Source organism: Erwinia sp. 1181_3 (assembly GCF_052824965.1).
The window spans coordinates 618,668-643,148 of the sequence record NZ_VTDE01000002.1; the positions used below are offsets into that span (position 1 = coordinate 618,668).

At 56.2% G+C, this 24,481-nt stretch carries 26 protein-coding genes; 16 read left to right on the forward strand and 10 right to left on the reverse strand.

What is annotated here, in order from left to right; all coding sequences use genetic code 11:
* Nucleotides 1-11: 11 nt before the first annotated feature.
* Nucleotides 12-542, reverse strand: coding sequence for a GNAT family N-acetyltransferase (locus FY046_RS07200; RefSeq protein WP_133841128.1), 531 nt, complete (start codon nt 540-542; stop codon nt 12-14).
* The gene (locus FY046_RS07205) at nt 539-1,102 is read right to left on the reverse strand and encodes a helix-turn-helix domain-containing protein (RefSeq protein WP_446185910.1); all 564 of its coding nucleotides are present in this window, start codon (nt 1,100-1,102) and stop codon (nt 539-541) included. Before FY046_RS07205 ends, FY046_RS07200 begins: the two co-directional genes overlap by 4 nt.
* 151 nt (nt 1,103-1,253) lie before the next feature.
* Between FY046_RS07205 and FY046_RS07210 the strand changes: the two genes are divergently transcribed.
* The 13 genes from FY046_RS07210 to FY046_RS07270 all read left to right on the forward strand — a co-directional run bounded on the left by FY046_RS07210 (nt 1,254) and on the right by FY046_RS07270 (nt 11,181).
* On the forward strand, nt 1,254-1,985 hold the full coding sequence (locus FY046_RS07210; RefSeq protein WP_446185911.1) for a MerR family transcriptional regulator: 732 nt from the start codon (nt 1,254-1,256) through the stop codon (nt 1,983-1,985).
* Between the two features lie 10 nt (nt 1,986-1,995).
* On the forward strand, nt 1,996-2,427 hold the full coding sequence (locus FY046_RS07215; protein WP_133841131.1) for a nuclear transport factor 2 family protein: 432 nt from the start codon (nt 1,996-1,998) through the stop codon (nt 2,425-2,427).
* Nucleotides 2,424-3,140, forward strand: coding sequence for an SDR family NAD(P)-dependent oxidoreductase (locus FY046_RS07220; protein ID WP_133841132.1), 717 nt, complete (start codon nt 2,424-2,426; stop codon nt 3,138-3,140). Before FY046_RS07215 ends, FY046_RS07220 begins: the two co-directional genes overlap by 4 nt.
* Nucleotides 3,141-3,143: 3 nt before the next feature.
* A complete protein-coding gene (locus tag FY046_RS07225; RefSeq protein ID WP_159338089.1) occupies nt 3,144-4,409 on the forward strand; it encodes an NAD(P)/FAD-dependent oxidoreductase in 1,266 nt (421 codons plus the stop codon).
* On the forward strand, nt 4,406-5,122 hold the full coding sequence (locus tag FY046_RS07230) for a DUF1365 domain-containing protein (RefSeq protein ID WP_133841134.1): 717 nt from the start codon (nt 4,406-4,408) through the stop codon (nt 5,120-5,122). Before FY046_RS07225 ends, FY046_RS07230 begins: the two co-directional genes overlap by 4 nt.
* Nucleotides 5,123-5,125: 3 nt before the next feature.
* On the forward strand, nt 5,126-6,355 hold the full coding sequence (locus tag FY046_RS07235) for an SAM-dependent methyltransferase (protein WP_167864893.1): 1,230 nt from the start codon (nt 5,126-5,128) through the stop codon (nt 6,353-6,355).
* A complete protein-coding gene (locus tag FY046_RS07240) occupies nt 6,352-6,834 on the forward strand; it encodes a DUF2878 domain-containing protein (RefSeq protein ID WP_133841136.1) in 483 nt (160 codons plus the stop codon). The genes FY046_RS07235 and FY046_RS07240 overlap by 4 nt, the downstream gene beginning before the upstream one ends.
* The gene (locus FY046_RS07245; RefSeq protein WP_133841137.1) at nt 6,831-7,340 is read left to right on the forward strand and encodes a hypothetical protein; all 510 of its coding nucleotides are present in this window, start codon (nt 6,831-6,833) and stop codon (nt 7,338-7,340) included. The genes FY046_RS07240 and FY046_RS07245 overlap by 4 nt, the downstream gene beginning before the upstream one ends.
* A 2-nt stretch (nt 7,341-7,342) precedes the next feature.
* On the forward strand, nt 7,343-7,876 hold the full coding sequence (locus FY046_RS07250; RefSeq protein ID WP_133841138.1) for a DUF3833 domain-containing protein: 534 nt from the start codon (nt 7,343-7,345) through the stop codon (nt 7,874-7,876).
* A 74-nt stretch (nt 7,877-7,950) separates the two neighbouring features.
* The gene (locus tag FY046_RS07255; protein WP_133841139.1) at nt 7,951-8,055 is read left to right on the forward strand and encodes a protein YohO; all 105 of its coding nucleotides are present in this window, start codon (nt 7,951-7,953) and stop codon (nt 8,053-8,055) included.
* A gap of 132 nt (nt 8,056-8,187) precedes the next feature.
* Complete coding sequence (locus FY046_RS07260; RefSeq protein WP_446185912.1) at nt 8,188-9,666, forward strand: MFS transporter; 1,479 nt, start codon at nt 8,188-8,190, stop codon at nt 9,664-9,666.
* 131 nt (nt 9,667-9,797) lie between these two features.
* A complete protein-coding gene (locus FY046_RS07265; protein WP_242462178.1) occupies nt 9,798-10,529 on the forward strand; it encodes a DUF2384 domain-containing protein in 732 nt (243 codons plus the stop codon).
* A gap of 91 nt (nt 10,530-10,620) precedes the next feature.
* Nucleotides 10,621-11,181 (forward strand): RES family NAD+ phosphorylase, encoded by a 561-nt coding sequence (locus FY046_RS07270; protein ID WP_166653673.1) that lies wholly within the window; start codon nt 10,621-10,623, stop codon nt 11,179-11,181.
* On the opposite strand, the gene idi is transcribed toward FY046_RS07270, so the two are convergent.
* The 5 genes from idi to bglX all read right to left on the reverse strand — a co-directional run bounded on the left by idi (nt 11,166) and on the right by bglX (nt 16,758).
* A complete protein-coding gene (gene idi, locus FY046_RS07275; RefSeq protein WP_171149355.1) occupies nt 11,166-11,717 on the reverse strand; it encodes an isopentenyl-diphosphate Delta-isomerase in 552 nt (183 codons plus the stop codon). The genes FY046_RS07270 and idi overlap by 16 nt on opposite strands.
* 132 nt (nt 11,718-11,849) lie before the next feature.
* Complete coding sequence (locus FY046_RS07280) at nt 11,850-12,959, reverse strand: suppressor of fused domain protein (protein ID WP_133841143.1); 1,110 nt, start codon at nt 12,957-12,959, stop codon at nt 11,850-11,852.
* 117 nt (nt 12,960-13,076) lie between these two features.
* A complete protein-coding gene (locus FY046_RS07285) occupies nt 13,077-13,487 on the reverse strand; it encodes a lysozyme inhibitor LprI family protein (RefSeq protein ID WP_133841144.1) in 411 nt (136 codons plus the stop codon).
* 28 nt (nt 13,488-13,515) lie between these two features.
* Complete coding sequence (locus FY046_RS07290; RefSeq protein WP_159338084.1) at nt 13,516-14,382, reverse strand: oxygenase MpaB family protein; 867 nt, start codon at nt 14,380-14,382, stop codon at nt 13,516-13,518.
* Nucleotides 14,383-14,460: 78 nt separating this feature from the next.
* Nucleotides 14,461-16,758, reverse strand: a complete 2,298-nt coding sequence (bglX, locus tag FY046_RS07295) for a beta-glucosidase BglX (protein ID WP_446185913.1) — start codon at nt 16,756-16,758, stop codon at nt 14,461-14,463.
* A gap of 190 nt (nt 16,759-16,948) precedes the next feature.
* Here bglX and dld point away from each other — a divergent pair, with 190 nt between their 5' ends.
* Nucleotides 16,949-18,691: a D-lactate dehydrogenase gene (dld, locus tag FY046_RS07300; protein WP_171149352.1), complete on the forward strand. Its 1,743-nt coding sequence runs from the start codon at nt 16,949-16,951 to the stop codon at nt 18,689-18,691.
* Between the two features lie 76 nt (nt 18,692-18,767).
* Here the strand turns inward: dld and FY046_RS07305 are convergent, their stop codons facing one another.
* Complete coding sequence (locus tag FY046_RS07305) at nt 18,768-21,197, reverse strand: DUF3772 domain-containing protein (RefSeq protein WP_446185914.1); 2,430 nt, start codon at nt 21,195-21,197, stop codon at nt 18,768-18,770.
* Nucleotides 21,198-21,384: 187 nt separating this feature from the next.
* Here FY046_RS07305 and FY046_RS07310 point away from each other — a divergent pair, with 187 nt between their 5' ends.
* A complete protein-coding gene (locus FY046_RS07310; protein ID WP_244290431.1) occupies nt 21,385-21,900 on the forward strand; it encodes a GNAT family N-acetyltransferase in 516 nt (171 codons plus the stop codon).
* A gap of 40 nt (nt 21,901-21,940) precedes the next feature.
* Here the strand turns inward: FY046_RS07310 and pbpG are convergent, their stop codons facing one another.
* Both pbpG and FY046_RS07320 read right to left on the reverse strand, forming a co-directional pair.
* Nucleotides 21,941-22,894, reverse strand: a complete 954-nt coding sequence (gene pbpG, locus FY046_RS07315; protein ID WP_133841150.1) for a D-alanyl-D-alanine endopeptidase — start codon at nt 22,892-22,894, stop codon at nt 21,941-21,943.
* A 166-nt stretch (nt 22,895-23,060) separates the two neighbouring features.
* Nucleotides 23,061-23,648, reverse strand: a complete 588-nt coding sequence (locus FY046_RS07320) for a Yip1 family protein (RefSeq protein ID WP_446185915.1) — start codon at nt 23,646-23,648, stop codon at nt 23,061-23,063.
* Between the two features lie 223 nt (nt 23,649-23,871).
* Here FY046_RS07320 and FY046_RS07325 point away from each other — a divergent pair, with 223 nt between their 5' ends.
* Nucleotides 23,872-24,438: a DedA family protein gene (locus tag FY046_RS07325; RefSeq protein WP_446185916.1), complete on the forward strand. Its 567-nt coding sequence runs from the start codon at nt 23,872-23,874 to the stop codon at nt 24,436-24,438.
* Nucleotides 24,439-24,481: the final 43 nt, after the last annotated feature.

A 24,481-nucleotide genomic window follows, 5' to 3' on the forward strand; every position in this document is an offset into this window, starting at 1 on the left:
CGCCCGACCGCTTACCCAATCGGATCGATCGCCTTATACATGATCGTGGTGGCATCTATCACGCCAGCGGTCGATCGGGCATAGCCCGGGATCTGCCCGGCCACCTTCCAGCCCAGCGAGAGGTAAAGCGGTTCAGCCGCATCCCCGCTGCGCGTGTCCAGCACCAGCAGACTGCGCCCGAGTTCACGTCCCCGGGCTTCTGCCTGCTGCATCAGTTCACGGGCAATCCCGCAGCGGCGTGCATCCGGATGCACCAACAGTTTGATCACTTCGGCACGATGCACGCCGTTCGCGGGCATAGCCAGCACCAGCATTACCGTCCCGACAATTCGCCCGTCGCGCTTCGCCACCAGCAGCTGTTTATCCCCGCAGGCCAGGCTGAGAACGGCATCCTGCCAGAAATGGTGCAGCCTCTGCGCATCACGATCGATAAAGCCAATACTGGCCCCCTGCGCCACGCAGCCATCCAGCACCTCACACAATGCAGGCAGCGCCTGCTGCGCCTGACCGGCATCCAGCCATTGATAATCAATATTGTTCATGGACGGGCCACCACCAGTGCATAGCGTGCACCGCCCGCTTCAGGTGCATGAAAGCGGGTGCGGCCAAACAGATGAAAACGCAGGCAGTCCCCCTGCTCCAGCCGCCAGAAACGCTCATCCATTTGAAATTCCAGTACGCCATCCAGGATCCAGATATGTTGCTCAAGCCCGGCGATCGGCGGAATGTCATAGTCAATACGCGCACCCGCCGCCAGCCGGGCTTCCACCAGCTCCGCATGAAACGCTTGCGCAGGCGGGGAGAGCGATCGGCGCTCGTAGTCATTTTCCACATCGTGCCAGACGCTTTGCTGCTCAGGCCGCAAAAGTTGTACAGCCTCCTGTTCCACTTCGCTTAACAAACGTGACATCGTTAATCCGTAGGCATTACACAGTCGGTTAAGCAAAGAGGCTGTCGGGCTGGTCTCAGCCCGCTCGATACGGGATAGCGAAGCGCGGCTAATCCCGGTAAGCTCGGCAAGCGTCTCCAGCGACCAGCCCTTTTCCACACGCAGGTCGGCCAGACGTTGTGCCAGCCGCTGTTCCGTTGGGGTTTGTTCCATCTTCATTTCTCATATTTGGGAATTAATCTCTAATATGAGATATAGCTGTTTATTTTCATCATTTCAACTTGTACAACAAATAATACTTTGTACAACCTGATAATATTGGTTAGGCTGATAAAAGGTCTGACAGCAAGTCAAGAGGTAATACATGGCACTGTACAGCATCGGTGACGTCGCAGAACGCTGCGGCATTAATCCGGTCACGCTGCGCGCCTGGCAACGTCGTTATGGTCTGCTGAAACCACAGCGCACCGAAGGGGGTCATCGTCTGTTTGATGAAGACGATATTGCGCGCATTGAAGAGATTAAACGCTGGATTGAGAGCGGCGTGCCGGTCGGTAAGGTCAAAGCGCTGCTCGAAGGCGAAAACGTTAATATTGATGATGGGTGGCTTGCCCTTCAGGAAGAGATGCTGGCGGTTATTCGCCTCGTGCGTCCGTCAAAGCTACGCGTAAAAATCGCCTCAATGGGTAAAGAAAACCCGGCAGAAATTCTTATCGACCATGTTTTCATCCCCATCCGCCAGCGCCTTGGTTTAGATCAAAATACCGCCCGGGCCATGTGTAGTTTATTAGATGGTGCTTTAATTGATTACATAAGCTTCTGTTTAACGGGTTCACGCAAGAAAGCAGGCAAAGATGCACTGCTGATTGGCTGGGGCCTGACGGACCGACCCCGCCTGTGGCTGGAAGCCTGGCGACTCTCGCAGCAGGGCTGGCGCATTGACATCCTGGCCGAGCCGCTGGAGTCTCCCCGCCCCGAGCTTTTCCCCGGTCAGCATATTTTTGTTTATACCGGAAAAGCGTTAACCAAACGCCAGCAGGAACAGATGAGCCACTGGCAGGCGCAGGGGTTCTCGATTACCGCATACGGTCACTAAGGAATCAGGTATGACTCAGCAGGCCGCACTACAGCAGTTAGTGACATTTTACCAGACGCTGGACAGCGACAGGCTGACAATGCTGGCGCAGATTTACCATCCGGAGATCTGCCTGAGCGATCCGGTAGGTGAACACCAGGGCATTGCGGTGGTGGAGCAGTACTTTGCCAGCCTGCTGAAAAACATGCGTTACTGCCGCTTTGTGGTGACGCAGGTGCGCGAGTTTGATACCGACGCGCTGCTGCTGTGGCGCATGGAGTATGCCCACCCTGCCCTGCAACGGGGAGCTGACCAGACGCTGGAGGGCAGCAGCTACCTGCAATTTCGCGACAATAAAGTGGTCTTTCAGCGCGATTACTACGATATGGGCGCCATGCTCTACGAAAAGCTACCGTTGCTGGGCACGATCATCGGCCTGGTCAAAAAGAGGTTGCAACCATGAAACGTGTCCTGATCACTGGCGCCAGCTCCGGCATCGGCCTGCAATTAGCGCAGGATTATGCAACGGAAGGCTGGCATGTCACCGCCTGCGGGCGTAATCCGGAGCGACTGGACGCACTGCGCCAGCAGTTCCCGCTGATTGACATCTGCCTGTTTGATATCACTGACCTGGCTGAAACGCGCGCCGCTCTGGACGGCAAGCGGGCAGATCTGGCGATCCTCTGTGCAGGCACCTGTGAATATCTTGACCATGGCATTGTCGATGCCGAAAAAGTCCACCGCGTGATGCTGACGAACTTCAGTGGTCCGGTGAACTGCCTGGACAGCCTGCTCCCACAGATGCAGCCTGGCAGCCGCGTGGCGCTGGTCGGCTCTACCGCCAGCATGGTTCCCCTGCCGCGCGCCGAAGCGTACGGTGCCTCGAAAGCCGCGCTGGCCTATTTCGCCCGCAGCCTGGCGCAGGATGTCAAGCGTCAGCAGATTGGCATCACGCTGGTGCTGCCCGGCTTTGTCGACACGCCGCTGACACAGCGCAACGATTTTGCCATGCCGATGATTGTCGACGTGGTTCAGGCTTCGCGCTTTATCCGGCGCGGGCTGGCAAAAGGAAAGGCCGAAATCGCTTTCCCGGCGCTGTTTGCTTTTATTCTGCGGGTGACCTCACGGTTGCCCCAGGCCCTTCAGCGTCTGTTAACGCAAAAAATAGCGAGGTAATGCGTGCGCATTGCGATTATTGGCAGTGGAATTGCTGGCCTGAGCTGTGCGTGGAAATTAGCCCCACGCACCGAGGTTCATCTTTATGAAACCGGCAGTACACTCGGTGGCCATACCGCCACGGTGGACGTTGAGCTGGACGGTCAGCACTGGGCGATTGATACCGGATTCATTGTTTTTAACGATCGCACTTATCCGCGTTTTCAGGGATTCCTGGCCGAACTGGGGCTGGAAGGCAGGCCCACGGAAATGAGTTTTTCAGTGCGCAATTCCCGCACCGGGCTGGAGTATAACGGCCACACGCTCAGCAGCCTTTTCGCCCAGCGTAGCAACCTGTTAAAGCCCTCGTTTTATCGCTTCCTCGCAGAGATCGTGCGGTTTAATCGCTGTGGAAAGCAGTGGCTGGCGCAGCAGCAGGACCAGGGTTCACTGGATGAGTTTCTGACCGCGCAGGGCTTTAGTGAATTTTTTGCCCGGCACTATATTTTGCCGATGGGTGCCGCCATCTGGTCAGTCTCACTGAGTGAGATGCGCCGTATGCCGCTGACCCAATTTCTGAACTTCTTCCATCATCACGGCCTGCTGGATTTAACCCAGCGACCGCAATGGTACGTAGTGCCCGGCGGTTCGCGGGAATATATCCGCCGCATGATGCAGCTGATCGGGCAGCAGATGCAGGTCTATCTCGATACCCCGGTCACCCGGATAACGCGTGATGCCGATGGCGTCACGCTGGAAAGCCCGCGAGGCGTCGAGCGCTATGACCAGGTTATTTTCGCCTGTCACAGCGATCAGGCATTGCAGCTGCTGGGCGATGCGTCGCCGCAGGAAAGTGAGATGCTGGCCGGTGTGCCCTATCGCGCCAATGAAGTGGTGCTGCATACCGATACCCGTTTGCTTCCACAGAACCGCGCAGCCTGGGCGAGCTGGAACTACCGTCTGGATGATGAAGCAAACGACAGCGAACAGCAGGGTGCCAGCGTGACATACAATATGAATATCCTGCAGGGCATTCAGTCACCGCATACGTTCTGCGTCAGCCTCAACCCGACACAACCGATCGATCCGGCCCGCGTGTTACGCCGCTTTGAATACCATCATCCGCAGTTCGGACCACATGCTCTGCACACACAAGAGCAGCGGCTGCTGCTGAACGGGAACAACCGTACTTGGTTCTGCGGCGCATGGAGCTACAACGGTTTTCATGAAGATGGCATTCGCAGCGCGTTAGATGTAACGACGGCCATGGACCAGGCAGGTTTACTGTGAACAGCGTGCTGTACAGCGGCCATGTGCGCCATCGTCGCTTCACCCCGGTCGATCATCAGTTCAGCTACCGCATTTTTATGCCGCTAATTGATCTTGATGAGCTGCCGTTGCTAAAAAATGTCGGCATCGGCCACCACAATCTGCGCGCTGCCAGCTTCAGTGAGGACGATTATCTTGGTGGCGGCAGCGGCATCAAAGAGCGTGCTCAGGCGCGCATTGCCGCCCTGACTGGGGAGCATCTTACCGGACGCGTGATGCTGCTGACGCAGCTGCGTTACTTTGGCTGCTCATTCAATCCGGTCAACCTTTACTACCTGTACGATGCTGCCGACAGCCTGCGCTGGATGCTGGCCGAAGTGCGTAATACGCCGTGGAATGAGCGTCATACGTATGCGGTGAAACCTGACGGCAGCGAAACCACGCAGAAAGCGTTTCATGTCTCGCCGTTTAACCCCATGGAGATGGTTTACCACTGGCGGCTGTCCCCGCCGGGTAAATCACTGCAGGTGCATATTGAGAATCACCGTGAGGGGCGCGAGTTTGATGCCACCCTGCATTTACGCCGTCAGCCGCTGACCCGGCAGACGCTGCGCCATTTTCTCTGGCGTTTTCCAATGATGACCGTTCGTACCGCGCTGGCGATTTACTGGCAGGCGTGGAAACTTTGGCGCAAAGGTGCGCCGGTGTATGACCACAGCAAGTCGGAGAAATAACCCATGACTGGCACTGATTTCAGCTTGGCACGCCGTGCAAAAACGGGTAAACGCTTCTCCGCATCACGCCGGGTGATTTTATCCCTGTTGCAGGGCATCAAAGGGGCGGGATTAACCCTGCATGACCCGCATCTCGGCACCTGCTTCTTCGGCGATGCGCAGGCTGCGCTTCAGGCCGAAGTGATGGTGCATCACTCACGGGCGTATCGCCGTATCCTGCTGGGCGGCAGCATAGCCGCTGCAGAAACCTATATGGATGGCGAATGGGAAACCCCGGACTTAACCGCCGTGATCCTGACGCTGGCACAAAATACCCGTGTCGCTGATAAACTGGAGGCCCGCCTCAGCTGGCTGACCGCACCGTTTAATCAGCTGCGTCATGCGTTGCGCCGCAACAATGTGCGCCAGGCAAAGCGCAATATCGCCGCCCATTACGACCTCGGCAACGACTTCTACACCACGTTTCTTGATGAGGCGATGCTCTATTCCAGCGCCTGGTTCCAGCAGCCGGAGATGACGCTGGAGCAGGCGCAGCAGGCCAAAATGAAACGCCTGTGCGTGAAGCTGGGGCTGACGCCGAATGATCATCTGCTGGAGATTGGCAGCGGCTGGGGCGCCATGGCTGAATTTGCCGCTCGCGAGTACGGCTGCCGGGTGACCACCACCACCATCTCGCGCGAACAGTATGTCTATTGCTGTCAGCGCATCGCCGCCGCCGGGCTGAGCGACCAGGTAACCGTGCTGTGTGAAGATTACCGTGATCTTAGCGGCCAGTACGACAAAATTGTCTCGATAGAGATGATTGAAGCGGTGGGTAAAGCCTATATTCCGCTGTTTATTCAGCGCTGCCAGCAGTTGTTGAAGCCGGGCGGCCGTCTGGCATTGCAGGCGATCACCATCAGTGAAGAACGTTTTGACAGCTATGCGCGCGGCGTCGATTTTATCCAGCGTTATATCTTCCCCGGCGGCTTTTTACCCTCAGTCAGCCTGTTGCAGAACACGCTGCAAGAAATCAGCGATTTCAGCGAAATTGACCAGCTGGAAATCGGCCCGGACTACGCGCAGACCTTGCAACTGTGGCGGCGGCGGTTTGACAACGCCTGGCCACAGCTGTCAAAAGGACGCTTTGATGAGCGCTTCCGCCGTATGTGGCTGTTTTATCTCTGCTATTGCGAGGCGGGTTTCCGCGCGCAGACCATTGGCACCGTCCAGCTCACACTGCAACGCGCATGAGCCGCCTGCGCTTCTGGTTGCTCACCCTCGGTTTTGATCTCTACTGGGGGCTGGCCGTGGCGCTGCGCGAGCGCATCGGGCTGCTGCTGTGCGCCGGGGCGCTGCTGGCCTGGCTGCTGAGCCCGCGCGTGATGAAGCTGCGCCTGCTGCTGGTCGCGCTGGCAGGTATCGCGCTCGACAGTCTGTGGCTGGGCGTCGATCTGTTCAGTTTTAGCGGCAGCCACGCGTTTCCCGTCTGGATGCTTGCACTGTGGCTGACGTTCGCCTGCTGGTGGGGGCTGATCCTCCATCGCTTTGCACCTGACTGGCGCTGGCTGATCGTGGCTGGCGCATTGGGCGGACCCTTTTCCTATTTCATTGGTGAGCGGCTCGGTGGCCTGCAATGGCATCAGTCACCCGCCATGGCGCTGGGTGCGCTGGCGATTGGCTGGGCGATCTGGCTACCGTTAGCCAGCAGACTCCTGCGGAGAAATTCATGAAAAAATGGCTGTTATTGCTGTTGTTATTTTCATCGCTGAGCCAGGCCGCTGACTGGCTACGCTGGAAGAACGTGGGCAAAGCGACGCTGACCTGGGGGCCATTTACACTGTACGATTCCCAGCTCCTGACGCCCGGCGGACGCTGGCAACCCGAGCAGTGGCCGCTGGCACTGGTGATCACCTACCGCCGCGACATCAGCCGCCAGGAACTGCTGGATGCCACGCTGGAACAGTGGCAGGCACAGAATACCGGCAGCAGCGATCAGCGTCAGCAGTGGCTACAACAGCTGGCCACCGTCTGGCCGGACGTCAGCGATGGCACCCGCCTGGCATTTCAGGCGGATGCCCGCGGCGGACAGTTTTACTGGCAGGCCGCCGGAACGCAGGCGGCTATTAGCCCGATCGGCCCGCGCTTTGATGCTGCCTTTCGCGACGCTTTCCTCAATATCTGGCTATCGCCATCGTCGACTTACCCCGATATCCGTCGGGAACTGACCGGAGGTTAATCATGTGGAAATCCCTGTTACTGACGTTCAGCCTGCTGCTGGCAGGCTGTGGTGCCACGCTGGAAGACTATCAGCAGGCGCAACCGAAGATTGATATTTTCAGCTGGTTCAACGGTGAGTCCCGCGCCTGGGGCATGGTGCAGGATTACAGCGGGAAGCAGATCCGCCGTTTTGAAGTGGTTATCCGCGGCCAGGTGGTGGGCGAAACCCTGACGTTAAACGAGCAGTTCGTTTATGACGACGGCGAGAAGCAGACGCGGGTCTGGCATATCCGCCGCCTGGCCGACGGCAGCTACACCGGAACGGCCGGGGATATTATCGGCACGGCAACCGGCCATGCCAGCGGTAACGCGTTTAACTGGCGTTACACCATGACGGTCAAAACCGACGACAGCAGTTATAAACTGAACTTTGACGACTGGATTTATCAGCAGGATGCGCAGCATCTGATGAACGTCACCTCGATGAAAAAATTTGGTATTGAAGTGGCACGCGTCACGCTGTTCTTCTCAAAACAGCCCGATTCGGCACAATAAAACGCCGGCTTTAACTTAATTCCCACGGGCGAAAGCGCTATACTTCGCCCCTGGTTGAGAAAATGGATGAAGTGATGAACTTACAAAAGATTGGTGTGATATTTATCTTCCTGCTGATGGCGCTGGGCGGGATTGGCGGCGTGATGCTCGCCGGATATACCTTCATCGTGCGTTCCTGATCGTGCGGCCCGGCGGCAGCCTGTTGCCGCCCCGCTAGCACCGTTGGTTGTAACTTATAATCAGACGGAATTTAACACGACAGGTCAGACAGTTATGCTCTGAGTTTACTCATCACAATAAAACTCAACATCATGACTGAAATCACTTCTTCGGCGCACGTCGCGCTGGCAGGGAACACGCCGACAGGCGAAGTCGTCACCCTCCGTCAGGCATCGGATGTCTCTCAGCTGGTCAACACCAGCAGTCACTCTGGCAACAATGCACGTATTGTTATCGGTATCGCCCTCGGCGGTGTCTTTCTTGACGCCTATGATTTGGGTGCACTGGCCTTTGGCATGAAAGATGTCACCCGCGAATTTGGCCTCTCCCCGGCTGGGGCAGGTATGATCGCCTCATCGATTACGCTGGGTGCCATCGTCGGCGCGCTGATTGGTGGCTACCTTACCGATAAAATTGGCCGCTACCGCGTCTTTATGGCGGATATGTTCTTCTTTGTTTTTGCAGCCCTCGCCTGTGCCTTTGCCCCCAATGAGTACGTTCTGGCCGGTGCGCGTTTCGTGATGGGCATGGGCATCGGTATTGATTTACCGGTAGCGATGGCTTTTCTTGCCGAGTTTTCCAAACTGCGGGGGCGCGGCAATAAAGCCGCCAGTATTGCCATGTGGTGCCCCACCTGGTACGCAGCGATCTCTATCTCTTATCTGCTGGTGTTGTTCTTCTGGTCAGTGCTGCCGGAAAGCCACAGCGACCTGATGTGGCGCATTATTCTTGGCTTCGGGGCCGTACCGGCACTGATTATTATCGCCATTCGCAGTCGCTATATGAGCGAGTCTCCGGTCTGGGCCGCCAATCAGGGTGACCTGAAAGGGGCAGCGGCCATCCTGCGCAGCTCCTGGGGCATTAATGCACATGTCGCCGCAGATGCGGATCTCGCGCCAGTCAAAGCGGTACGCCGTGCCAGCTGGAGCAACTACGGCTCGCTGTTCAAAGGGGTTTACCTGAAGCGTACCGTGCTGGCGACTGTTACCTCGATTGTCTCCCCCTTCGCCTATAACGCGGTGGCGTTTGGCCTGCCGGTGATTATCTCCAGCTTCCTGGCACAATCGATGCTGAACACCATTCTGCTGTCGCTGGCGCTGAATCTGTTGTTTGCCTTTGTCGGGGGTACGCTGGCCGTACGGCTGGTGCCACGTTTTGGTGCCTGGAAAATGATGACACTCGGTTATACGTTCCAGATCGCGGCGCTGGTCGGTCTGGCACTGGTTGGACGCCCGGAAGACGGGCAACAGGCGGCGATCTCGATTGGCATGCTGGCCCTGTTCCTGCTGGGCCAGGGCTTCGGACCGGGCGCACATACCATGACTTACGCCTCACTCAGCTACCCGACGTCGCTGCGCGGCGTGGGCGTGGGCTTCAATCAGACAATGGTGCGCGCCAGTTCGAGGGCTTCGCTGTTCCTGTTCCCGGTGCTGGCCGCCCTGCTGGGCACTAATGTGTTCTGGGTGATTGGGATGGCACCGATTATCGGCCTGATCGCCCTGCTGGCTATCCGCTGGGAACCCTCAGGTTATGATGTGGATTCCGAGGATTTTGCTTTCAGTCATCAGTAGAGGAGAAAGCGTGTGGCGAAATGATTCGTCACACGCTCCCGCATTGCACGCAAATTTCGATGAAATTTTAGACATACCGACAAATATTCGATATATTCAAAATATGCAATATATCCAGTCGGGGGTGTTCTATGTCAGCAAAATCTACACCAGCCATATCAGAAACCATCAGCCTGTTTAATGGTCAGCAGCTACGCAATATGGCTGCTGAAGAGAGTGCTGAATATCTGGTCATCAATGTTAATCAGCTAAAAGATGCCGCCCCTTCGCCTGCAGGCAATGGTGTCGCATTGCGCAAAAAACTGGAGAAGATGGTCAGTAATCCCCTTCTTGATCCCTCCCTGGCGCTGGCTTTTTTTGAAATTGCCCAGACACTGCTTAAACCTGCGCGCAAAAAAAAAACCGCTCACGCCGGGGGAAATAAATCAGAAAGTATTTTTGATGGCTATGAGCAGTACCATGCACGTAATCAACAGCGTCAGCACGATATCCGTGAATTCGTACTGAGCGAAGACCGATGGATCAGATCCGGCGAACTGTCTGACAAAGCCCATTTTACCAATGCTAACCGCAGTGCCGGGCCCAATGCCTGGAAACGTCGGGGTAAAACCTTTGCCATCAACGTTGAAGGCCAGGACCGCTACCCGGATTACGCGTTTGATGAAGCCTGGCAACCTCTGCCCGTGATCAAACAGGTGCTGGACATCTTCGATGGCACACGCACGCCCTGGTCGCTGGCCGCCTGGTTTGCTACTGGAAACAGTTGGCTGGGGGGACGCAGGCCAAAAGACCTGCTCACCAGCGATCCTCAGGCAGTCACCGATGCTGCGCTTCAGGCAAAATCCGGAGCACAGCATGGCTAAGGAGAGCAGTAACGGAAAAGGACTTTCGCCGTTTTTATGTCCTGTAGGTTCGGTTGCGATTAACCCTGTGTTACTACCTGCAGGTCATTTATTGTTTCGCGTTCATCGTCAGCAGTTTGCTGGCGACAGTTTTAACAATACATTGCAGGGTAACGCGCGCTTCAGCCCGATTTTCGACCAGCAGGGCAGACTCATTCCGACACTCTATGCCGGAGACGTCACCAGGGTGGCGCTGTGCGAAGTGATATTTCATGATATCGATATTTCGCAGTCGGCTATCGTCTATCAGGTTAAAGCGTTGGCTGCATTTCGTCATAGCCAACTGGTCACCACAGTCCCCATGCAGTTAGCCAGCCTCGACCTGGCTTCATTGGTAAAAATGCGCGCCAACAAAAAGCTCATTCACTCCGATGCCAGTGAATACAACATTACACGCCAGTGGGCTGAAGCAGTCCATCATCAATATCCGCACATTCAGGGTCTGACCTGGCCTTCACGTCAACACGAAGGCCAGGCATGGTTGTTTTTTGGCGACCGTATTAACGGAGAATTACAGATGCACCACCAGGGAACTCAGCTTCTCACTACCCCGCCGGTGGTTGGCGAGTTACTGGCGCTGGCTGACCGGATGGGGATCTATCTGGAAGAGTGATCTGACTGCTGCGCGGTAAAACGCGCAAATTCAGAAGGGATGCGGGAAAACGTCAGCAAAAACCACGGAGTGAAGCGTTCCGGGTGAGCGTGCATTTCTCGCTGGATATCGGCCAGGGAACAATAACGCCAGTCGTCGGCCTCTTCCGGATTAATATCAGGCTGCACATCGCTGATGGCAAAATAGACGTGGCCATATTCATGTTCGGTCAGGCCATTACTGAGCGGCAGATAATAACTGAGTTCAAACACCGGTTGCAGCGTCAGGCGCAGCCCCATCTCCTCGCGCAAGCGGCGTTCAGCGGCATCCTGAGTCGACTCCTGCGGATAAGGGTGCCCACAGGTGGTGTTGCTCCACAGCCCGCCACAGTGGTATTTACCACTGGCACGACGCTGTAACAGCAGCTGATGGTCGGTGTTGAACACGTAAACGGTGACCGCACGATGCAGCAGACCTTTTTCATGAACTTCCATTTTTTCCATCTTACCGGTAGGACGATCCTGGCTGTCGACCAGAATAACTTCAATTGCAGACATGCCGACTCCTCAGAAATGATACTGACTATTCTGGCATAAGAGGCATCTCATGGTCTGCATAAAATCGTGCTTTATGCGAGGCGGGCGTAAACCGAAAGTTTCCCGGCGTTGGCAGGCCGGGATCGCGAGAAATTACTCTTCTACATTCACCACCTGCTGACGGGCGCGAAAAATATGCCCGCCGCCGTACTGCAACAGACGCGCCACCAGATCCAGGCCACCGTTCTCTTCGGCCTGCGCGAATTCGCGCTCAAGCTGCGTAATCGGGGCCGCCCAGAGCAGATTGACCTTTTCGCCGTCACGTTTTGGTAGCGGGAACTGGCCGCTTTCACGCCCCAGGGCAGATGAGAGAATAAACCCTTCAAACCCCATCGGGGCCACTGAGGATTCGAGCGTATGCCCTTCCCCCAGCCAGCTGAGGCGAGACCATGGCATATGCGCAAATCCGGCTAACGCACTGGCCATTTGCACGGCATTTTCTTCCGTCATCACCTCGGCATCGATGGCCAGCGCCAGCTCCGTCCGACGATATTCCGGGGCGAGGTCATCAAACAGGAAATCCACCCACGGCATCGGGCGGATGCACATGCCAAGCGTCAGAAAGTACCAGCAGCCCTCATGGTAATGCTGGGAGATCGCCATCGGCGGCCAGTTGCCCTGATCAATAGAGTAATATTTCAGTGATTCACCGTACTGCGCTTCATAACATTGCAGCATCTCCTGCTGGAAGGGCTCCCACTGCTGGCCATCCTGCCACTCGCGAAAAAACTGCCGGTGCTGTTGTGCGGCGGCGTAGTTTTTGTTGGTCGACGCAGAACCCAGCGGCGCGGTCAGACGGTTCGCTTTAATGCAGCCCGCCGAAAAGCTCACCTGCTGATCCTGGTACAGGCTCCAGCCCGGGATCACGGCCAGAAGCTGCCCCTGGTACCACAGAGCAGCACCGTCATCTGACGGCTCCCAAATGATCTGTAGCCCGGCCGGGTCAAGCATCGGCTCGGCGGCCAGCGTACGGCAATACTCGGCACTGAGCAGCGGCGGTGTGCCCTGCTCCATCGCGGCAACATCATCCTGCAAGGGGGCAGGCAACAGGTTACGCAACCAGCAGCCGCGCACGGCAAACTGTTGACGAAATGCGTCTGTCGGCCAGATATAAAAATACGCGGTGCGCTCATCCTGTTCGACAATTGCGATGAGCGTCTGTTGCTGATTGGTGACTTCAGCAATCTGATAGGGCTGTGTCATAACGCCTCGACGGTGTGTGGCGGGTTCCATTCCCTTGAGAATAGGCCTGGGCAATAAGAAGAGAATGGCGCGTTACATCACGTTGGGGCAAGGGTAAAAGTCTCAAAATGCCTTTTGTTACTCCCCCATATGGGTGCTTTCACGCAATCGATAGAGATCGCGGGCCTTCTCTTTAATCACATTCAGCTTCGCTTCTGACGCCACCAGCCCCCAGATTGTTCCCTGCTGCTGCTGATAAAAGCGGTTCATTGCCTGCAAATAACTGTCACGGTAGCTGATCCACGCCCGCTGGGCATTTTTCAGCGCGGCCTGCGCCTCAGGTGACTGCCCTGCCAGCAATAGCCGGTACTGTTTATTCAGCTCACTATCCCAGGCTTTATTCGCCACCTCATAACACTGAAGATTCTCCAGCGTGCTGACCGCCTGCTGCTGGCAGTTTGCCAGGCGGGTATCCAGATCCTGACGTAATGTTTCTGCTGCACTGGCCGTGCCGCTGAGCAGCAGCACGCTGATGAGAATATTTTTCATGATGAGATCCTTGAACCGTGAAAGAGAATTAACGTCCGACCCGCGTCATGGCCCGTTGATACGCCCCGCGCGAGATCGCCCAGCGCAGCAGCCTGGCAATCACCTCAATACGCAGGCGAATAATGCGCCGCCGTAGCGGAGAAAAATGCAGTCCGAACGCCTGTTGTGCCCACTCCGGCAGCAGTTCAATGCCCGCCAGCAGCATGGCATTCATCGCCGGACGCGCCTGCCATGATGGCGCGGGCGCATTCAGCAGCAGGGATAACACTTCCTGTGTGCGTTCATCACAGCGTAACTGCGGCCGCATCGCCTCAAGATACGCAGCAACGCAGGCAACACTTTTCGGTACATCCTGCGCGCCCAGCGCTTCGGCCACTAACGCTGCCTCTGCATAATAACGATCCTGTTCAGCCAGACTGAGCTGCGGGTTTTTATAGCGCAAATGCGCCGCCAGGAAACTGCGGGTTTCCGCGACATGAACCCAGGTGAGCAGCGCCGGATCGCTGGCGGCATAAGGTTGCCCGTGCGCATCCACACCGCTGACGCGCAGATGAATGCGCTTCACCCGTTCAATCAGGGTGTGTGCATCGATGGTGTTACCAAAAGTGGTGACGGCGATGAACTGACTGGTGCGGCGTAACCGCCCCATCATGTCGTCGCGGAAAGTGGAGTGATCCCACACGCCAGCCAGCGCCAGCGGATGTTGCATCTGTAACAACAGCGCGGCGATCCCGCCACACAGCATGGAAGAAAAATCACCGTGCACCCGCCATATCACACTGTCCGGGCCGTACAGACCGGGGTCACCAGGTGGTTTTGACAGGTCAAACTCATTTAATGACAGGCCATTTAAGCGGAACACCTGCTGCTGAATTTTATCGCGAAAATTGACCATTACAGCGTCCAGTGAAACCGGGCGAGGCATGCCTCACCCCAATGGAAAATGAGGTGGGCATGCCCTGCCCGACCCGCTTTACAGGTAATCAAACTCCGCATCGACGGTGCGCGCGGAATCCAGCCCGATCATCACGCTGAATTTACCCGGCTCGGCCACCTGCTGCATTCTGGCATTCCAGAATTGCAACGCGCTGACGTCAATCGGGAAGGTGAGGGTTTGTGATTCACCGGCCTTGAGCATGATGCGCTTAAAGCCTTTCAGCTCTTTCACCGGGCGGCTAATGCTGGCCACCTGATCGCGCAGATAAAGCTGGACCACGGTTGCACCATCGCGCTTACCGCTGTTGGTCACCGTGACGCTGGCGTTGACCGTGCCGTTACGTGGCATGGTCGTCGCAGACATCTTCACAGGCGACAGCGTGAACGAGGTATAGCTCAAACCGTAGCCAAACGGGAACAGCGGGCCATTCGCTTCATCAAAATAGTGTGAGGTGTATTTGTTCGGTTTTTCGAAGTTATACGGACGGCCACTGTTGAGATGGTTGTAATAGATCGGGATCTGGCCCACGGAGCGCGGGAAGGACATCGGCAATTTGCCAGACGGGTTGTAGTCGCCAAACAGCACATCGGCGATGGCGTTACCGCCTTCGGTGCCACTGTACCAGCTTTCCAGCATCGCATCGGCCTGCTGCGTTTCATGCACCAGCGTGAGCGCACGGGCATTCATCAGCACCAGCACCAGCGGTTTTCCGGTCGCTTTTAGCGCATCAATCAGTTTCAGCTGACTTTGTGGCAGCGTCAGGTCACTCCGGCTGGAGGCTTCATGCGCCATACCACGCGCCTCACCTATCGCCAGCACCACCACATCCGCTTTTTTAGCGGTGGCAACGGCTTCATCCAGCATCTGCTGCGGTGAACGCGTATCGACGGTCATCGCTTTTTCATACAGGTTGATAAAGTCCTGAATGCCTTTATCGTCGGTGACGTTCGTGCCTTTGGCGTACAGCAGCGTGGCTTTACCGGCCGTGGCGTTTTTCATCCCCTGCAACAGCGTGACGGACTGCGCTGCCACACCGGCGGCAGACCAGCTACCCATGATGTCGATCTGGCTGTCCGCCAGCGGGCCAATTAAAGCCACTGTGCCGGATTTTTTCAGCGGCAGCGTCTCCAGACGGTTTTTCAACAGCACCATGCTTTTGCGCGCCACATCGCGGGCTTCGGTGCGATGCAGACGGCTTTCCGCATTGGTGTCTTCCGGGTCGCTCCCCACCGGACCAAGATGGCTGTACGGGTCGTTAAACAGCCCCATATCGTATTTCACATTCAGCACATGGCGTGCCGCATCGTCGATCTCTTTCTCGCTCACTTCACCGCGTTTTACCAGGCCCGGCAGGTACTTGCTGTAATACTCATCGCTCATACTCATATCAATGCCGGACTTCAGCGCAATACGCACCGCGTCTTCCGGATCACGTGCCACGCCGTGTTTGATCAGCTCTTTAATGGCACCGTGATCGCTGATGGTGATGCCTTTAAACTTCCAGTCATCACGCAGCACCTCTTTCAACAGCCAGCTGTCGGCGCTGGCCGGTACGCCGTTCAGCGAGTTAAGCGCCACCATAACGCCGCCGCTGCCCGCATCTAACGCCGCTTTGTACGGCGGCAGATAGTCCTGGAACAGACGCTGCGAACTCATGTCTACGGTGTTGTAATCACGCCCGCCTTCCACCGCACCATAGGCGGCAAAGTGTTTGACGCTGGTCATGACAGAATAGCGATCCGCCGGGCTTTTGCCCTGCATCGCCTGCACCATCGTGCGGCCCATCACCGACGTCAGATAAGTATCTTCACCAAAGCCCTCTGAGCCACGTCCCCAGCGGGGTTCACGGGTCACATCCACCATGGGCGCCCAGGTCATATTCAGCCCGTCATCAGCGGCTTCATACGCCGCAATGCGGCCAACATTCGCTACGGCCTCGGTGTCCCAGCTCGCGGCCAGCGCCAGCGGGATCGGGAACTGGGTGCGTTGCCCATGGATCACATCATAAGCAAAGAACAGCGGGATCTTCAGGCGGCTGAGTTGCATCACCTGATCCTGCATCTGACGAATGTCATGCCGGGTGACGGTATTAAAGATCGCCCCCACCTGCCCCTGCTGGATCATATCTCGTATGGCGGATTTCGGATTTTCCGGCCCCACGCTGATCAACCGGAGCTGGCCGATCTTTTCATCCAGGGTCATTTTTGTCAGCAGATCGGTAACGAATGCGTCACGCGCCTGCGGAGTCAGTTGATGTGGGCCGATCAAATCGTCGGCAAAAGCTGGCTGGATCGCCAGAGTAACGGCAAGGCTGACAGAACAAATCCATTTCATCAGATGATTTTCTCTCAAGTGACTGTGGCGTATCTATATTATTTTAGTGCAAGTAACAAGCGGGTGCAGTGTGTCATACCTTGAGAATAGCAGCTAGTTTTCAGGTGATGAATCACAGACGCCACAGGCCGGACTTTATTGCCACGCTGCGAGTGCTACAGTAGGACGGTGATACTGACAAGGATATGACATGCACACTTCCCAACACGCAGAACAAAAACTGATCGCTGAACTGGGCCGCATTGTGGGCCGCAACCATCTGTTAACGGAACCGGAAAAAACGGAACGCTATCGTAAAGGCTTCCGATCGGGCGAAGGCGATGCGCTGGCGGTGGTCTTCCCCGGCAATTTACTGGAGCAGTGGCGTATTTTGCAGGCCTGTGTTGCCGCCGACGTGATTATTCTGATGCAGGCAGCCAACACCGGGCTGACCGAAGGCTCAACGCCGAACGGCAAAGATTATCCGCGTGATATCGTGATTATCAGCACCCTGCGGATGGATAAAATCCAGTTGCTGGATGAGGGGAAGCAGGTGCTGGCGTTTCCCGGCAGCACGCTCTATCAGTTAGAAAAAGCCCTGAAACCGCTGGGACGTGAACCGCACTCGGTGATTGGTTCCTCCTGTATCGGCGCCTCGGTATTGGGCGGTATCTGCAATAACTCGGGTGGATCGCTGGTGAAACGCGGCCCGGCCTATACCGAGATGGCGCTGTATGCGCAGATTGATGCCAGCGGAAAATTGCAGCTGGTGAATCATCTTGGGATCAACCTCGGCGTCACACCGGAGCAGATTTTAGGCAAGCTGGATGACGACAGCTGGCAGCAGAGTGATGTGCTGCACGACCAGCGTCACGCCTCTGACCCGGATTACGCCGAACGGGTGCGCGACGTCGATGCTGACACGCCATCGCGTTTTAATGCCGATGAACGCCGGCTGTTTGAGGCCTCCGGCTGTGCCGGCAAACTGGCCCTGTTTGCCGTCCGCCTGGACACCTTTGCCAGCGAAAGCGCCCAGCAGGTGTTTTACATCGGCACCAATGACACGGCGGTGCTCGACCAACTGCGCCGCCATATGCTGGCCAGCTTCGATAATCTGCCCGTGGCCGGGGAATATATGCACCGCGATATTTTTGATATGGCGGAAACCTACGGCAAAGACACCTTTGTGATGATCGATAAGCTCGGCACCGACAAAATGCCGCTGTTCTTCACGCTCAAGGGACGCGCAGATGCCCTGCTCGCCCGGATCAAATGGCTGAAGCCCCACTTCAGCGACCGTCTGTTGCAGAAAATAGCCGCGTTGCTGCCGTCACATCTGCCACCGCGCATGAAGCAGTATCGCGATCGTTTTGAACACCATCTGATGCTGAAGATGTCCGGCGACGGGGTGGCGGAAGCGCGCGCTTATTTAAACGACTTTTTCAGCAGCGCCGAAGGGGAGTTCTTCGCGTGCGAAGGAAAAGAGGGAGCACACGCTTTCCTGCATCGCTTTGCCGCGGCGGGCGCGGCCGTGCGTTATCACGCGGTACACCATGAGGAAGTGGAGGATATCCTGGCGCTGGATATTGCCCTGCGCCGTAACGATCGTGACTGGTTTGAGCAACTCCCGCCGGAGTTCGACGATGCGCTGACCCACCGTCTTTATTACGGCCATTTCCTCTGTCATGTGTTCCATCAGGATTACATCGTGAAAAAAGGGGTGGATGTGCACGCGCTCAAGGAGAAGATGCTGGACATCCTGCACGCGCGTGGCGCGGAGTACCCGGCAGAGCATAACGTCGGGCATCTGTACAAAGCCAAACCGCAGCTGAAGGCGTTCTATCAACAGCTCGACCCGACCAACAGCTTTAATCCGGGGATTGGTAAAACCACGCGGGCGAAGCACTGGGGCGAATGCGGGTGCGATAAATCACAGGGGGACCGGCACGCCTGACCCTTGAGGCGGTCGAGGCATGCCTCGACCCTACATTGTTACGTTCAATGTGCCCTGGTCGGGGCGTGCCTCGACCTTACTCTTTCGGCTCCTGCAATACCATCTGACCGTTTTTACGTTCAATGATCATGGTCTGCGGTGTGGATAACATCACCCCTTCTTTGCGTAAGCGGGTGAGGATATCAAACAGCAGATCACTTTTCGCCCCACCCACCTGACGCGGGCTGGCAACGTTACCGGTTACAGACAGCACAATCCCCGTGGAGGTCAGATCCTTAAAGGTGACTGACGGCTCCGGGGTCTCCAGAATGCGTTCGTTCTCGTTATACACCTCAAGCAGCAGTTGACGAACCTGCTGCGGGTCAATATCCAGCGGGAAGGTCAGCGTAATGGTCGCCACCCCCTGGGCATTGCCCATTGTGGCATTACGTACGTTCTGCGAAATCAGCTGCGAGTTAGGCACAATCACCGTCGATTTATCACTCAGCTGGATTTCCGTGGCACGCACATTGATACGGCGAATATCGCCTTCAATGCCGCTGATACTCACCAGATCACCGACCTTAACAGGACGTTCCGTCAGCAGGATCAGGCCGGAAATAAAGTTCTTCACAATTTCCTGTAAGCCAAAACCAATACCGACTGACAGGGCGCTGACGATCCAGGCCAGCTTGTTCCATTGCAGGCCCATAATCGACAGGGTCATCAGGATCACCAGCACAAAACCGATATTACTGAACAGGGTGATCAGCGACAGGCGCATCCCTTTGTCCATCGTCGTTTTCGGCAGAAAATCATGCTCCAGCCAGCGCTTGACCGAACGCAGAACCCAGATGCCCACCACCATGCAGATCAGCGCATTCACCAGATGCGCCGGGACGATATTCAGGGATTCAAGGCCTTTACCGCCCCAGAACTCAATGGCTTTCTGCACCAGCTCAATCGGTGTCGAACTGCCGAAAGTACCGTTAAGCAACGCCATCGCAGCAGCCAGCACCAGCACAGTTTTGCCTATGGCGCCCAGCACTGCTGCAACCTGCCCCAGATGACGCTCATCGATATTCAGCGAAGCCTGAATGCGTTTACCGGAGGCATTGTTAGTGGAAAACAGACTTTCACACCCATCGGCCACCAGCTGGCTGAGGATATAGAAAGAGCCAAAAACAATCCCCATCCAGATCAGCTCGTAGCTCAGGAAGCGCGCCAGCGTGATATAGCCAATGACCAGCGCAATCATAATCGCCACGCCAATCAGCGTCAGCGCCATCTGGATCAGCCCGACCAGCGTAGATTTCGCCTCCGGCTGATTACCTTCCTGCATCATACGGCGACGTACGCGGTTGGTGCGCATACTGATTGACAGCGCCGTGGCACCAATCAGCAGTGCAGTCAGGCCGTTAGCAAAGATAGTGGTGCCAACGCTGGTGCTGGCGCTGCTGTTGAAGCTTTCAACTGTCTGGAAGATAAACACCAGCGCAGCGGTGAGCGGTGGGAAGGGTTTTAACGCCATCGCCACTTCATTAGAGATATTCGGCAAACGCCATGACGGGCGACGGGTGGAGAGGAAAGCCCGCCCGAGGCCGGCAATCAGACCACAGAGCACACTGAGCCCGACCAGCTTGTCAGCGAAATCCCGGACCTCGTCGACAACGTCATCGTGGCGGGTGAAGGCAAGGTCGAGGAAGTTAAAGGCCAGCACTACTGCGGCAAGGGTGGTGATAGCGGTCGCTGCCGCCAGGAAACTGCGGCGCAGGCGCCCTTCCGGCAAATGGTGAATCCCCACCCAGGCAAGAAACTCTTCCAGATAGCGGCGCCCCAGCGTGGCCACCAGGCCGGCGGCCAACAGCCATGCCAACGTGCCAAAGCGCCAGCCGGGTTCCCAGGAGAGCGCAGCGGCGCCGGTCAGCTCATCGACAAAAGCGCTGATCTTTTCGCTGTCATCGCTTTGGGTATTAAACAGCGGCGCCCAGAAGCGCGGACCGAAAATACTGCCAGCGTTGAGCGCAAGCTGGGTTTTCAGCGCGTCACGACGCAGGTTGACGATCTGCGCCGACAGGTTAATCGCCCCGCTTTTGATCGCCTCGGCCTGTTTTATCTGGTCATCCATTTTGCCTTTCTGGTTTTCCAGCTTGTTGCGTTTGCTGGTGACCTCAGCCGTTTCTTTCACACCGCTGCTGGCTTCCGGGGCCGGGCCCAGCACCGCCAGCTGCGCCTGTAACTGCGCACGCTGTGGGATGATACTTTGCATCAGCGTATCGGCATCGCCGGACAACTCCAGCGCCAGATCGTTGAGCGCATTGAGTTTACTGTCGTTTGTTTCACCGGAAACCTGCTGTTTGATCTTGTCCAGCACCTTCTGCATTTTCGGCAGTTCAACGGAGGCGTTGATTTTAGGGGGAGCATCATTTTGCTGAGTGTTGTCGTTATCCGCCGCCAGTACAAACTGGGGCGACAGCGCCACCAGCGCCAGCAGACAAACACGAAGAAAAGTTAACAAGCCAGACATGTGCAGGTTCCTGAGACTAAGGGCAGCGCCGGGCGGCGCCTGTCAATTTTCCGGCTAGTTTAAGCTTTTGATCTGGCCGGGACTATAGGATTCGTGATGGAAAAATGAGGTCGTTGTCATAAGAATATTCTATGACCTCACCTTCCTGGTGTTATGGCAAATTATCCAAAAATGCATGGAGCAAAAAATGTCCCTTTCCTCTTCTGAGCCGATCGTCCGTGATGCAACACCAGCCGATATCGACGCGATGACCCGTATTTATAGCTGGCATGTGCTGCACGGTTGCGGTTCCTTTGAGGAAACGCCCCCCGATGCAACAGAGATGGCTGCCCGACATCAAAAAGTCTGTTCGTTCGAACTGCCGTGGCTGGTCGCCGAGATCGACGGGCAGGTCGTGGGTTACTGCTATGCCACACAATATCGTCCACGTCCCGCCTACCGTTTTACCGTTGAAGATTCGGTCTATATTGATGCGGAAATGGGGGGCCGGGGCATCGGCAGCGCCCTGCTGGCCGCGCTGATCGTCCGCTGTCAGCAAGGTCCTTACCACCAGATGCTGGCGATTATCGGCAATGGCGAGCGCAATGCCGGCTCGCTTAATCTGCATAAAAAAATGGGGTTTGAGATTGTCGGTAATTTTCGCGCCGTTGGTTTTAAACATGGCGAATGGCGCGATACATTACTGATGCAGCGAGCGTTATAACCAGGGCGACCGCAAAAAAAGGTCGCCCCGTGAGCGCAGGTTATTCTACCGCGCTGTCATCGACCGCCCGGTTAGTGACCACCTGCGAGGCTTTCTGCTTCTTGTAACTCAGCGCTGCCGGAGGAACCGGAGAGATTTTGCCGGTTTCCATCCACTTACGCAGACGGTTAGCGTCAGCAAAATGGGTGTATTTGCCAAAGGCATCCAGCACCACCAGTGAAACCGGGCGCTTATTGATCACCGTGCGCATCACCAGGCAGTGTCCTGCCTCATCGGTATACCCTGTTTTCGTCAGCTGTATATTCCAGTCCGGGCGATACACCAGATGGTTGGTGTTACGGAACGGCAGGGTGTAATTCGGGTTGCGGAACGTTGCCATATCTTCATGGGTGGTGCTGAGTTCGCCCAATAGCGGATAACGTTTGGTCGCGATCAGCAGTTTGCTCAAATCACGCGCCGTTGAGACGTTCTTAATCGACAGTCCGGTCGGCTCTACGTAATGCGTGTTACTCATGCCCAGTGCACGGGCTTTGGCGTTCATGGCGCGAATAAAGGCATCATATCCGCCCGGATAGTGGTGCGCCAGGCTGGCCGCCGCGCGGTTTTCTGAGGACATCAATGCCAGCAACATCATGTTCTTACGGCTGATTTCGCTGTTAAGACGCACGCGCGAATAGATTCCACGCATTTCTGGCGTACGGCTGATATCAACCTTGAGCATTTCGTCCATCGGCAGATGGGCATCCAGCGTCACCATCACCGTCATCAGCTTGGTGATTGAGGCAATCGGACGGACCAAATCCGGGTGACTGGCGTAGATCACATTCTGGGTGGTCAGGTCGACAATCATCGCACTGCCTGATGCAATTTCAGGCTGGGCCGATGCAGTTTCTACGGCAGGCTGGTGAGTACGGGCAACGGCCTGATTCAGGATGGCCTGACCAGAAAACAGCATAACCACACTTAATAGAGACAAACGGATTTTTGCAGGCATTGTAAACTTAGCGGCTGATAATGAGGGTGTGGAGACCACACACCGCGTCCCGCACTGTTGCGGGGGCTGGCGCAGGCATAATACGCCGGAAGTTAAGGATTATCCTACAGGATATTCGTTTCTGAGCGTTACCAAAACACCGCCGGTTTCCCGGCGGTATCCACGCTCAAAATAGCTGATAGCCGTAACCCCACATCAGCACGGTTATCGCCAGTAACACTTCAAACACCAGGATACCGATGGCCAGTGTGGAGCCGGAGAAACGTAAGCTCTCTTCGCGGTCAATGTTGAGGAGCAGCGGGATACCGACATACAGCAGATAGCCGGTATAAACCAGCGCCAGCGCGCCGACAAGGACACAAAGCCACACCAGAGGATAGAGAGCGACCAGCCCGCTGAGAAACAGCGGCGTTGCCACGTAACCGGCAAAGACCCGACAGTTTGAGAGTGAGGGCCGCTGCGGGTAGTCACGCGCCATCCACCAGATCACCCTTCCCATGACGGCCACACCCAGCAGGATCAGCGCATAGAACAGGATGGCCAGTGAGAACGCACTGAATAACGACAGCGGAATAGTCCGTTCAATGCCGATATCCCAACCGATTTGAGTGGTACCAATGAAGGCGCAGAGCACCGGGATCAGCGCCATCAGCAGCACATGATGAGTGTAATGATGCGAGAGCGTTTCATTCTCTTGCTTAATGTCGCGCATCTCCCGACCCGGGTGCGCAAGAAGTCCCCAGACATGATTCATATCTTCACTCCTCTGTACAACGGACCGCCAGCAGGCACAGTCTCGGGCGGCATCTCTTCAAGTATAAACGGCCCTGGCCTGTTTGTTTTTCATCCAGCAGATGAACGCGTTAAGCGCTTCATTTTCCGTTAAAAATAAACACGGAGACGGCCCTTTTCGCTGCAACTTTTATCAAAAGGGTTAGACTTAACCCTAAAAGCAACATGAGGAACGGGTTTAACAGATGGATGTGAATACGCTGATTTCCCAGTATGGCTACTGGGCACTGTTTATTGGTTGTCTGGCTGAGGGTGAGACATTTACGCTGTTGGGCGGTGTCGCCGCACATGAAGGCCTGCTGCATTTCGGCTGGGTGATGCTGGTGGCGATGTGTGGGGGTGTTCTGGGTGATACTGCGCTGTTTTTCATTGGCCGCCGCTACGGTGAGCCGATCCTCCAGCGTTTCAAAAAACATCAGCAGCAAATTGAGCGTGCTAACCGCCTGATCCGCAAACGTCCGGTGCTGTTTGTGATTGGCGTGCGCTTTATGTACGGACTGCGCATTGTCGGGCCGATTATTATCGGGGCCAGTCAGCTCTCGCCACGCAAGTTCCTGCTCTTTAACGCGATTGGCGCCGCACTGTGGGCGCTGATTTTTGTTTCGCTCGGTTATCTCGGCGGCCAGGTGATTGCGCCGTGGCTGCATCAGCTTGACCATCATCTCAAGCACCTTTTCTGGCTGCTGCTGGCGGTGGTGCTGGTGTGGGGCATACGCCTGGCGGTGAAACACCGCCATAAAAAGCATCAGTAGTGGTCTACCCTCTGTTTCGGTCGACCAGCAGCACCGGGCCCAC

What these genes read in the sequence shown, in the direction of transcription:
- FY046_RS07200 (WP_133841128.1), bottom strand. Translation starts at nt 542, where the DNA reads ATGAACAATATTGATTATCAATGGCTGGATGCCGGTCAGGCGCAGCAG.
- FY046_RS07205 (WP_446185910.1), bottom strand. Translation starts at nt 1,102, where the DNA reads ATGGAACAAACCCCAACGGAACAGCGGCTGGCACAACGTCTGGCCGAC.
- FY046_RS07210 (WP_446185911.1), top strand. Translation starts at nt 1,254, where the DNA reads ATGGCACTGTACAGCATCGGTGACGTCGCAGAACGCTGCGGCATTAAT.
- FY046_RS07215 (WP_133841131.1), top strand. Translation starts at nt 1,996, where the DNA reads ATGACTCAGCAGGCCGCACTACAGCAGTTAGTGACATTTTACCAGACG.
- FY046_RS07220 (WP_133841132.1), top strand. Translation starts at nt 2,424, where the DNA reads ATGAAACGTGTCCTGATCACTGGCGCCAGCTCCGGCATCGGCCTGCAA.
- FY046_RS07235 (WP_167864893.1), top strand. Translation starts at nt 5,126, where the DNA reads ATGACTGGCACTGATTTCAGCTTGGCACGCCGTGCAAAAACGGGTAAA.
- FY046_RS07240 (WP_133841136.1), top strand. Translation starts at nt 6,352, where the DNA reads ATGAGCCGCCTGCGCTTCTGGTTGCTCACCCTCGGTTTTGATCTCTAC.
- FY046_RS07245 (WP_133841137.1), top strand. Translation starts at nt 6,831, where the DNA reads ATGAAAAAATGGCTGTTATTGCTGTTGTTATTTTCATCGCTGAGCCAG.
- FY046_RS07250 (WP_133841138.1), top strand. Translation starts at nt 7,343, where the DNA reads ATGTGGAAATCCCTGTTACTGACGTTCAGCCTGCTGCTGGCAGGCTGT.
- FY046_RS07255 (WP_133841139.1), top strand. Translation starts at nt 7,951, where the DNA reads ATGAACTTACAAAAGATTGGTGTGATATTTATCTTCCTGCTGATGGCG.
- FY046_RS07260 (WP_446185912.1), top strand. Translation starts at nt 8,188, where the DNA reads ATGACTGAAATCACTTCTTCGGCGCACGTCGCGCTGGCAGGGAACACG.
- FY046_RS07265 (WP_242462178.1), top strand. Translation starts at nt 9,798, where the DNA reads ATGTCAGCAAAATCTACACCAGCCATATCAGAAACCATCAGCCTGTTT.
- idi (WP_171149355.1), bottom strand. Translation starts at nt 11,717, where the DNA reads ATGTCTGCAATTGAAGTTATTCTGGTCGACAGCCAGGATCGTCCTACC.
- FY046_RS07280 (WP_133841143.1), bottom strand. Translation starts at nt 12,959, where the DNA reads ATGACACAGCCCTATCAGATTGCTGAAGTCACCAATCAGCAACAGACG.
- FY046_RS07285 (WP_133841144.1), bottom strand. Translation starts at nt 13,487, where the DNA reads ATGAAAAATATTCTCATCAGCGTGCTGCTGCTCAGCGGCACGGCCAGT.
- FY046_RS07290 (WP_159338084.1), bottom strand. Translation starts at nt 14,382, where the DNA reads ATGGTCAATTTTCGCGATAAAATTCAGCAGCAGGTGTTCCGCTTAAAT.
- bglX (WP_446185913.1), bottom strand. Translation starts at nt 16,758, where the DNA reads ATGAAATGGATTTGTTCTGTCAGCCTTGCCGTTACTCTGGCGATCCAG.
- dld (WP_171149352.1), top strand. Translation starts at nt 16,949, where the DNA reads ATGCACACTTCCCAACACGCAGAACAAAAACTGATCGCTGAACTGGGC.
- FY046_RS07305 (WP_446185914.1), bottom strand. Translation starts at nt 21,197, where the DNA reads ATGTCTGGCTTGTTAACTTTTCTTCGTGTTTGTCTGCTGGCGCTGGTG.
- FY046_RS07310 (WP_244290431.1), top strand. Translation starts at nt 21,385, where the DNA reads ATGTCCCTTTCCTCTTCTGAGCCGATCGTCCGTGATGCAACACCAGCC.
- pbpG (WP_133841150.1), bottom strand. Translation starts at nt 22,894, where the DNA reads ATGCCTGCAAAAATCCGTTTGTCTCTATTAAGTGTGGTTATGCTGTTT.
- FY046_RS07320 (WP_446185915.1), bottom strand. Translation starts at nt 23,648, where the DNA reads ATGAATCATGTCTGGGGACTTCTTGCGCACCCGGGTCGGGAGATGCGC.
- FY046_RS07325 (WP_446185916.1), top strand. Translation starts at nt 23,872, where the DNA reads ATGGATGTGAATACGCTGATTTCCCAGTATGGCTACTGGGCACTGTTT.